Source organism: Alteromonas sp. AO-Serp (assembly GCF_017849675.1).
In the GTDB taxonomy this organism is placed as follows: domain Bacteria; phylum Pseudomonadota; class Gammaproteobacteria; order Enterobacterales; family Alteromonadaceae; genus Alteromonas; species Alteromonas macleodii.
Genome location: NZ_JAFLMX010000037.1, coordinates 1 through 9,058, shown reverse-complemented (window position 1 = coordinate 9,058; position 9,058 = coordinate 1). Strand labels below are relative to the sequence as shown.

Below are 9,058 nucleotides of genomic sequence, written 5' to 3'. Positions count from 1 at the left end.
ATGGCACTAGGCCTTGGTGCTGACGTTACTATTCTTGACCGCTCGCTTCCTCGTCTTCGTCAAATCGATGATATCTTTAACGGACAAGTAAAAACGGTTTACTCTACCGTTGACGCTATTGAGCACTACTCTTCAAAAGCTGATCTTGTTGTTGGTGCGGTACTTATTCCTGGCGCAGCAGCTCCGAAGCTTCTTACTCGCGAACAGATTAAGGCAATGAAGCCTGGTTCAGTACTTGTTGACGTTGCTATCGACCAAGGCGGATGCTTTGAAACATCTAAAGCAACAACACACCAAGACCCAGTTTATATTGTTGATGACGTGGTTCACTACTGTGTTGCAAACATGCCAGGTGGCGTTGCGCGTACTTCTACAATGGCACTTAACAATGCCACATTGCCATTCGGCTTAGCCCTTGCTAACAAAGGCCCTGCGAAAGCGATGCTAGAAGACAAGCACTTGCTTAACGGTCTAAACGTGCACGAAGGTAAGGTAACGTACAAAGCTGTGGTTGACGCGCTAGGTGAAGAACTAGGCCTTACCTATACACCAGCTGAAGTAGCGCTGAAAGGCGAATAATTTCTAAAGATTAGTCTCGGGTAGGCCTCTGGCCATGCCCTTGAATAAGAATATCGGAATAAAAAAGCTCGGTATGTGAACATCACATCCGAGCTTTTTTGTATTTGAAATAAGTCTAACCGTTTATTGATGCGTTTACTGCTTTCAGTACGGCAATAGGGTCTTCCGCTTTAGTGATAGGTCTTCCCATAACTAAATAGCTCACGCCAGCTTTCATAGCATCGGGAGGCGTCATGACGCGCTTTTGATCACCAGCATCTGCGCCTACTGGGCGAATACCTGGTGTAACTAGCAGAAAATCGTCGCTGTGTTTTTTGCGTAATGCGCTGGCTTCCTGCGCTGAGCAGACAATGCCGTCTAATCCTGCTTTTTCTGTTAGTGCCGCCAGACGCAGCACTTGTTGCTCTGGTGTCACACCGCTTACTACATCCGCCAACTGCGCTTCATCCATACTGGTAAGAACGGTAACCGCAATAAGTTTAGTTTGAGGGTTGCTGCTTGTTACAATCGCCTCTTTAGCTGCTTTCATCATAGGTAGGCCGCCCGATGCATGTACGTTTACCATCCATACACCCAGCTCCGCCGCTGCTTTACACGCTTTCGCTACAGTATTTGGAATGTCATGGAATTTAAGATCCAAGAAAACGTCAAAGCCTTTAGCGATTAGCGCTTTTACGAATTCCGGTCCAAATAAGGTGAACATCTCCTTGCCCACTTTTAGCTTGCACAAGCTTGAATCTAATTTATCAACAAACGCCAATGCAGTGTCTTTATTGTCATAGTCTAATGCAACAATAACGCGTGGGTCATGCATGTTCTTTTATTCTCCGTCTAGCCCTTTGATAGGTTTTACTACGCCCCACTTTTTACAGCTAGGACATAACCAATATAATTTTCGACCGGAAAAGCCACAGCTGCCACAGCGGTATTTAGGGCGCTGCAACATTTGCTTTTCCACCAATTCTTTAAGTAAGCGTAAGCTATCAGCCGTGGTTTTATCTGAAAGCTGGTCAATGTAAAGCCCCATAAGGGTTTTAAAGCCGCGCATAGTCGGGCGTTTGCGAAGTTGCTCAAGTAAGTACTCAGCCGCCTGTGCCGTTTCACCGCGCTTCATAAGCACATCAACCATGGCTAAATAGGACGTAGCACACTCTTGCCAGTGCGCTTCTAAGTTCTTCTGAAAACTTTCCCAGTCGTCAGTTTCTTCAGCAATTTTTTCCAAACTAGGTACGGCTTCGCTGAACCAATTGATATCGCGTTCGGCCACTTGCGTAAAGTACGCGTTGGCATCAGTAAAGCGTTTTTGATCAAGCGCTATATCACCTAACATAAGCCACGGCCTAACCGCATGTTCGTCAGCATTTACCGCTTTTTGCAATAAGGTCAATGCCGCCCCTTGGCTATCGTTCTTCAACTCAACCGATGCCTGTTCACAATAAAAGTGTGCAAGGCGTTCGCACAAATCATCATTGTCACCATGACACTGCACCATACGTTCGGCTAATTCTATGGCTCTTTCCCACTCTTTCGTGGTCTGGTAGATACTGAAAAGTTGCTGTTGAGCTACAAGGTAGTGTTTATCGCTGTTAAGCAGTTGAAGAAAAGCATTTTCAGCACGCTCTAGAAAGCCCGCTTGTGTGTAGTCATGACCAAGCTCCCTCAGAGCATTTTCTCGTTGAGCCGGCTGGAGCTCATCACGGCTAACTAAATTCTGGTGGACTTTAATTGCGCGGTCTATTTCACCTCGGTGACGGAAAAAACTCCCCATCGCGATATGCGTCTCTACTGTGTCGCTATTCACGTTAATCATTTTGATTAGCGTATCGACTGCTTTATCAGGTTGGTCTGAGAGAAGGAAGTTTAGCCCCTTGTAATAATGCTTAGATAGAATGCTAGACTGCTTTCGCTGCGCTTGACGGACACTATTTCGGCCCATTATCCAGCCGTAACCTGCCGCAACAGGCAAAAGGAGAAACAGCAGTTCGAGCATTAGTGTTCTTGTTCCAGACTCTGTATTTTAGACTGCGCAGACATCAGCTGAACACGTAATTTTAGCCAGCTCATTAGCATTACCAAAATTCCGATACCAACGCCAATTGAAAGTGTTATCGCTATTAACGTCGATAAGCGAAGATTCGCCTGAGCAATTAAATAATTAACTGTTACTTGTGCTTCATTTTGTGAGCCAATGACAAACGCGATCGCGAGCAGCACCAAAATGATAAGAAACGTTAGGATCCCTTTCAACACTCAACCCTTTTTTGTTGATTTATTTACAAGAATAGCAAAATGCGAAAAGAGATAACACTAAAAGCGTAAGTGAAATGATGTTATACCAATCCGCATAGATATTTGCCCACTCAGAAGGCTTTGGCATTAAGCAGCGCCTTCGCTTTCTAGATCCTGACGTTGGGGTTTGGCAATAAGATTGTCTACCACTAAATCGTGGTGAAGGGCTGACATATTAGTAATAAAAATACAGTGTGTATAACCCGCCTGCATCGTTTCGAGCTTGTCATACATGGCTTTGTCTAGCTTTGATAGCTGGGCAAGACGCTTCTTAGTTAATGGCGTTATCGCACCGTGACATCGAATAGCAGTGACATCTGTGGCGCTGAGATGTATTTTTTCTTCATCTAACTGAGTTTTTATCTGTGTTCGCAACTTAGAAAAAAGGAAGTCGCGCTCTTTTATATACACTAAGCGGCTGTCGCTCTTTCTAACGCAGTGAATCACTAACGCTTGTTCAGATGTTTCTTTGAACATCGCCTCTAGAATTTGTGACTTGGGCTTAGCCTGCCCTTTGTCTGCAAAAAAGCCGTGCAGTGGGATAATATTTTGAGTGCGCGAAAAAGGATAAAGATCATCAGATGCGTCACTTTGATACACCGTTTTGAGCCTGTCTAACGTAAAGCGGTTCATCACACATAGTACCGATAAAGACGGCATATGCCTAACCGCCAATTCCCAGATATAACGGTGAGTTGAGCGTTGAATACGCGCAATATCTCTTACTTTGAAATACGCGGTATTTTCTTCAACCATATGATCGACGCTCGAGCTCACTTTAGCCTTACGTGTATCTTCAACAAGACACAACCTCACCACGCCCGTTTCCGCTTGGTAGTGCACAACCTTATATTTTTCACCTTTAATTTTCAGTTCCGGTACTGAAACACGAATTTCCTTTTGTAGCTCACTTTTCGGTGCAACGATTAACTTCATCCCGCTTGCACTTAGATCAGCAACCCGCGCATCAATCGATGTCAGCAGTCCAACTTTAATAGAGGCAGGTTTATCAATAACGTAACGTGTCTCACTACGTCTATCTAAATCCTCTTCCATAACATAATCAATTCGCCAGTTATTGCCACTAGCCCTCAATGTTTTTGACAAGGGTTTGAAATCGCATTTTGCTGAAAGGGTCAGATTAGTAAGATAAGCAGACACGTCTTTACAATAAAGAACATGGGAAATCTGCGCTAGTTGCTCAAATTCTTTACTGGCAATATCGTGAATAGCGAACGCTTTTTGTTTATCTTCTCGCGTCACGCTATCAAGTCGACAATGGGTACAGATGAAGTCGCCACTTTTGGCAAGAAGATAAACCAACGCGTTAAGCTGTTTTAATGCCAGCAGTTGTCTATGCGTCGCTGTTATTTGAACGTTACCATTTTTGGTTTTGATGTTGCCATGAAAGACATACGCTTCATTGTACTTGCGCAGCTCGTCAACTAACGTCGCGAAGATAGGCTTATCTTGTAGGCTAGCCAATAGTTTTTCGGCGTCGTTATGCTCGACATTGGCTTTGGTAAACAGCGCAATAATGGGCTTAAGCGACTTCTTCTCTGGCGCGAGAAACACGGGCAACCACGGGCTATTTTCAAGTATTCGGTCGCGTTCTAGCTCTTGCATGGCGCGTTCTATTTCTAAATCACGCTGCAAAGGCTGTTTATACGCAGTAATCGCTACATATCGTTTAAGGGTTGCAAGAAAGCCTTTATCCACGTCGTCTTGAAAAACAAACGATGTCTCATACTTCCCTAAGTGCTTGTTGTATTTTACCGACTCTAGTTCAAGTGTTATTTCAGTCGGTTCTTTAGTAAGTCCTTTAACTTCAGGAATAGTGAACGTAATAATGTCACCAGTAGAAGCGTTCGGTGGCCTTTTCGTTTCAAGAGCAATGCCTTTGTGTGACATCGAACTGATTGAACAATGACGGCCTTTCTCAAAATCGGGGGAAGAAATAGTAAAATTTGGGCGAATTGCGATGTCATCGCCGAAATCTATATCAGTAAACGATTGGCTTTCAACATTAAAAGCATCGACAATTTTTTTGAACTGTTCTTTTTTTATTTGGTTTTGGTAGAAGTCTGAGTTCATTACTGACTCAAACACGCCTACCGTATATCTGTCTTGATAAAGCGATGTTTCGTTTTTGAGTATCTGCGCGCCGACTTTATCAAGGCGCATTTGAACCCCGAAGTGCTTGAATTTCATGACGGGGAATTGAGCAAAGGCAGAGTTATCAGCAGGTGCGTCGGTTAACGACGTTAATCGAACAACCTCCTCTTTTACTACTTTTCGAACACTACTAGGTAGACGCTTCGAAAACTTGTTAATTCCTTCTAACAGCTTGTTTTGTTGTTCATAAGGAATTAACGCGCGAATGAGCGGCTGGTATTGTTTTATTATTGCTTGTTCGTCGCCGGCTGACATTACTTCTATGAATACCGTTTATTATTATTTGAACAATATATAACCCTATTCGAGTTGGGGTCAATAGGTATCAAAAATTAAACGAAAGTATATCAGCAATAACGAGTGCCTTATTTTAGCTAAGGCAAATAGACTATTGAATTTTGCTAAATAACAATAAGACAGCAGACACAAAAAAGCCGCTTTTCAGCGGCTTTTAAAATGCATTATGCGATTGAGGCGTCTACCCTTTCGCGAAGCTCTTTACCAGGCTTAAAGTGCGGTACATATTTACCGTCAAGTTTCACTGTCTCACCCGTTTTTGGGTTTCTACCTACGCGTGGAGCGCGGTAGTGAAGAGAGAAACTGCCAAAACCTCTAATTTCAATACGCTCACCCTTTTGGAGAGTTTGCGCCATTTGCTCTAGAAGTTCTTTTATCGCCAGCTCAAGTTCCTTCGCCGGAATATGACGCGCTTGATCCGCGAGCCGTTCAATTAATTCAGACTTGGTCATGCTTAACCTCATTGTCAATATTATTGTTTAAACAGCTATCGCGAATTGGGTGTGCATGTGCACACCCACAAAAGCATTATTCGCCTTTAGCAGCTTTAAATGCTTCTGCCATCGCGTTAGCGAAACCAACATCTTCTTGCTGGTTAACTTTATCGATAGCTTCTTTTTCGTCAGCCTGATCTTTCGCTTTAACAGATAGGTTAACAGTGCGGTTCTTACGGTCAACGCCCATGAACTTCGCTTCGATGCTATCACCAACGCTTGCTACTTCTGTTGCGTCTTCAACACGCTCTACAGCAAGATCTGCAACGCGGATGTAGCCGTCAACTTCTTCAGCTAGGTTTACAGTAACGCCTTTCGCATCAACTGCTGTTACTGTACCAGTAACGATAGCACCTTTCTTGTTATCTGTCAGATACTTGTTGAAAGGATCTTCTTCGATTTGCTTAACGCCAAGAGAGATACGCTCACGCTCTGGGTCGACTTGAAGTACAACTGCAGAGATTTCGTCGCCTTTCTTGTAGTCGCGAACCGCGTCTTCACCAGACTTGTTCCAGCTGATGTCAGAAAGGTGAACTAGACCGTCGATGCCGCCGTCAAGACCGATGAAGATACCGAAGTCAGTGATTGACTTGATCTTACCAGACACTTTGTCACCTTTTTCGTGTGACTCAGCAAATGTTTCCCAAGGGTTAGCAATGCACTGCTTAAGACCTAGAGAAATACGACGACGCTCTTCGTCAATTTCAAGAACCATTACATCTACAGTGTCACCTAGGTTAACAACTTTAGATGGGTGGATGTTCTTGTTAGTCCAATCCATTTCAGAAACGTGTACAAGACCTTCAACGCCGTCTTCGATTTCAACGAAGCAGCCGTAGTCAGTAAGGTTAGTAACCTGACCGTTGATCTTAGTACCTTCTGGGTAACGAGAAGCAATTTCTTGCCATGGATCGTTGCCCATTTGCTTCATGCCAAGAGAAACACGCTGCTTCTCTTTGTCGAACTTAAGTACTTTAACGTTGATTTCGTCACCAACATTCACGATTTCACTTGGGTGCTTAACGCGCTTCCAAGCCATGTCAGTGATGTGTAGAAGACCGTCTACGCCACCAAGGTCAACGAACGCACCGTAATCGGTAAGGTTCTTAACGATACCCTTGATTTCATGACCTTCTTCAAGGTTAGCAAGAAGCGTTTCGCGCTCTGCGCTGCTTTCTGCTTCGATAACTGCACGACGAGAAACAACAACGTTGTTACGCTTAGCGTCAAGCTTGATAACTTTAAATTCAAGCTCTTTGCCTTCAAGGTGCGTAGTGTCACGTACTGGACGTACGTCAACAAGAGAACCAGGAAGGAACGCGCGTACACTGTTAACTTCAACAGTGAAACCGCCTTTAACTTTACCGTTGATAACGCCTTTGATAGTAGCTTTATCTTCGTAAGCTTTTTCCAGCTCAACCCACGCTTCGTGACGCTTCGCTTTTTCGCGAGAAAGGATAGTTTCACCGAAACCATCTTCAACTGCATCTAGTGCTACGTCTACTTGGTCACCGATAGCGATTTCTAGTTCGCCTTCAGCGTTTTTGAATTGGTCAGCTGGGATAGCACTTTCTGATTTCAAGCCTGCATCAACAAGAACGATGTCTTTGTCGATAGAAACAACAGTACCTTTTACAATTGAACCAGGACGTGTTTCTAGTTCTTGTAAGCTTTCTTCAAAAAGTTGTGCAAAATTTTCAGTCATAAGTCTCAAATAACTTTTAAGTTGATATCCACGCTTCTTATCCGGATAACGCGGGGTTATTAAAATTAGTCGCCACTTCCTGTAGCAACACTGCTTTGGATGCGATCAGCTCTCGTCATTAAAGGCGTGAGGAAATAATATCCATCGCTTTTTCAAAGACTTGGTCAATATCCAAGTCCGTTGAATCTATAATTACTGCATCTTGTGCCGGTACCAAAGGAGCCACTGCACGCTGTGTATCGCGCTCGTCTCTTGCCTTGATATCGGTTAAAAGGCGCGCAATATTAACATCCATGCCCTTTGCTTTCAACTGGCTATAGCGGCGTTCTGCACGGGCTTCTGCGCTTGCTGTAAGGAAAATCTTTACAGGCGCGTCGGGAAATACCACTGTACCCATGTCGCGACCGTCGGCAACAAGTCCAGGATCTTGTTGGAAAGCACGCTGTCTGCGAAGTAGTGCTTCGCGAACCCGGGGTAATGCCGCAACTTTTGACGCCACGGCGCCAACTTCTTCGGTGCGAATATCGTCAGTAACGTCTTCGCCTTCTAAGATTATGCGAGTGCTATCGCCATTCGTCTCGAAACTAACATCAAGACCGGTTGCTAGAGGAACAACACATTCTTCATCATCACACGGAAGGTCGTGGTGAAGTGCAGCAACTGCTAATACGCGGTAAATTGCGCCGCTATCTAGAAAGTGCCACCCTAATTTCTTTGCCAGCAAGCTACTTAACGTACCTTTACCAGCACCACTAGGACCGTCAACCGTGACTACGGGTGTGGAATGCATACCTGCTCCATCGTTTAAATTACTAAAAATCGCGCGCAATTATACGCTTTAGTGAGAGATAAGCAATGCCGCCTCTAATTGGCGGCATTGAACATCAGGTTAAACCTGATTCAGATCAATGGGGCAAGTAAGGCGATTACCGGCATTGCCTACCATTATTTATGAGGAATATTTTTTGAGCCTTTACGCGCTATACAGTGTTTTAAAGCGGGTAAAGTAGTCTGGGAACGTTTTGCGCGTGCAGCCCGGGTCGTTTATTGTTACCGGCGTATCGCTTAATGCAACAAGCGAGAAACACATGGCAATACGGTGGTCGTTGTAAGTATCTATCTCTGCGTGTTTGAGCGAGTCTGTTGGCCACACTTTTATGTAGTCGTGCCCTTCTTCCACTTTCGCGCCTAACTTTTGAAGCTCAGTCGCCATTGCTGCAAGTCGGTCAGTTTCTTTCACGCGCCAGTTATAGATGTTGGTCATGGTTGTTGGACCATCAGCAAACAAGGCCGTTGTAGCAATGGTCATGGCTGCATCAGGAATATGGTTCATATCCATGTTTACGCCTTTAAGTGGCGCACCGGTTACTTCAACATATTCATCGTTCCACACGACATTCGCGCCCATAGCCTCAAGCACATCGGCAAAGCGGATGTCACCTTGAATACTGTTTTGCCCAATACCGGTTACGCGTACCGTACCACCTTTAATGGCACCGGCTGCAAGGAAGTAAGATGC

9 protein-coding genes are annotated in these 9,058 nt (G+C 44.5%); 1 reads left to right on the top strand and 8 read right to left on the bottom strand.

Annotation, left to right across the window (positions count from 1 at the left end; genetic code table 11):
- The coding region (locus QVA83_RS03265; RefSeq protein WP_502711452.1) for an alanine dehydrogenase at positions 1–579 on the top strand (579 nt) is incomplete at its 5' end.
- A 115-nt stretch (positions 580–694) separates the two neighbouring features.
- Here QVA83_RS03265 and pyrF read toward each other — a convergent pair.
- The 8 genes from pyrF to QVA83_RS03225 all read right to left on the bottom strand — a co-directional run.
- On the bottom strand, positions 695–1,393 hold the full coding sequence (pyrF, locus tag QVA83_RS03260) for an orotidine-5'-phosphate decarboxylase (protein ID WP_287498130.1): 699 nt from the start codon (positions 1,391–1,393) through the stop codon (positions 695–697).
- A 6-nt stretch (positions 1,394–1,399) separates the two neighbouring features.
- A complete protein-coding gene (gene lapB / locus QVA83_RS03255) occupies positions 1,400–2,569 on the bottom strand; it encodes a lipopolysaccharide assembly protein LapB (RefSeq protein ID WP_014949638.1) in 1,170 nt (389 codons plus the stop codon).
- The gene (locus QVA83_RS03250; RefSeq protein ID WP_014949639.1) at positions 2,569–2,826 is read right to left on the bottom strand and encodes a LapA family protein; all 258 of its coding nucleotides are present in this window, start codon (positions 2,824–2,826) and stop codon (positions 2,569–2,571) included. The genes lapB and QVA83_RS03250 overlap by 1 nt, the downstream gene beginning before the upstream one ends.
- A gap of 129 nt (positions 2,827–2,955) precedes the next feature.
- A complete protein-coding gene (locus QVA83_RS03245; RefSeq protein ID WP_101564734.1) occupies positions 2,956–5,298 on the bottom strand; it encodes a PilZ domain-containing protein in 2,343 nt (780 codons plus the stop codon).
- A gap of 206 nt (positions 5,299–5,504) precedes the next feature.
- Positions 5,505–5,792 carry an integration host factor subunit beta gene (gene ihfB, locus QVA83_RS03240; RefSeq protein WP_014949641.1) on the bottom strand — a complete coding sequence of 96 codons (288 nt, stop codon included), beginning with the start codon at positions 5,790–5,792 and terminating at the stop codon, positions 5,505–5,507.
- Between the two features lie 76 nt (positions 5,793–5,868).
- The gene (gene rpsA / locus QVA83_RS03235) at positions 5,869–7,539 is read right to left on the bottom strand and encodes a 30S ribosomal protein S1 (protein ID WP_014949642.1); all 1,671 of its coding nucleotides are present in this window, start codon (positions 7,537–7,539) and stop codon (positions 5,869–5,871) included.
- A gap of 118 nt (positions 7,540–7,657) precedes the next feature.
- Complete coding sequence (gene cmk / locus QVA83_RS03230) at positions 7,658–8,329, bottom strand: (d)CMP kinase (RefSeq protein WP_015067326.1); 672 nt, start codon at positions 8,327–8,329, stop codon at positions 7,658–7,660.
- Positions 8,330–8,512: 183 nt separating this feature from the next.
- Positions 8,513–9,058 (bottom strand): 3-phosphoshikimate 1-carboxyvinyltransferase (locus tag QVA83_RS03225; RefSeq protein ID WP_502711451.1); only part of this gene is annotated, 546 nt, incomplete at its 5' end.

Coding starts and splice junctions, on each gene's coding strand:
- pyrF (WP_287498130.1), bottom strand. CDS start 1,393: ATGCATGACCCACGCGTTATTGTTGCATTAGACTATGACAATAAAGAC.
- rpsA (WP_014949642.1), bottom strand. CDS start 7,539: ATGACTGAAAATTTTGCACAACTTTTTGAAGAAAGCTTACAAGAACTA.
- cmk (WP_015067326.1), bottom strand. CDS start 8,329: ATGCATTCCACACCCGTAGTCACGGTTGACGGTCCTAGTGGTGCTGGT.
- QVA83_RS03245 (WP_101564734.1), bottom strand. CDS start 5,298: ATGTCAGCCGGCGACGAACAAGCAATAATAAAACAATACCAGCCGCTC.
- lapB (WP_014949638.1), bottom strand. CDS start 2,569: ATGCTCGAACTGCTGTTTCTCCTTTTGCCTGTTGCGGCAGGTTACGGC.
- ihfB (WP_014949641.1), bottom strand. CDS start 5,792: ATGACCAAGTCTGAATTAATTGAACGGCTCGCGGATCAAGCGCGTCAT.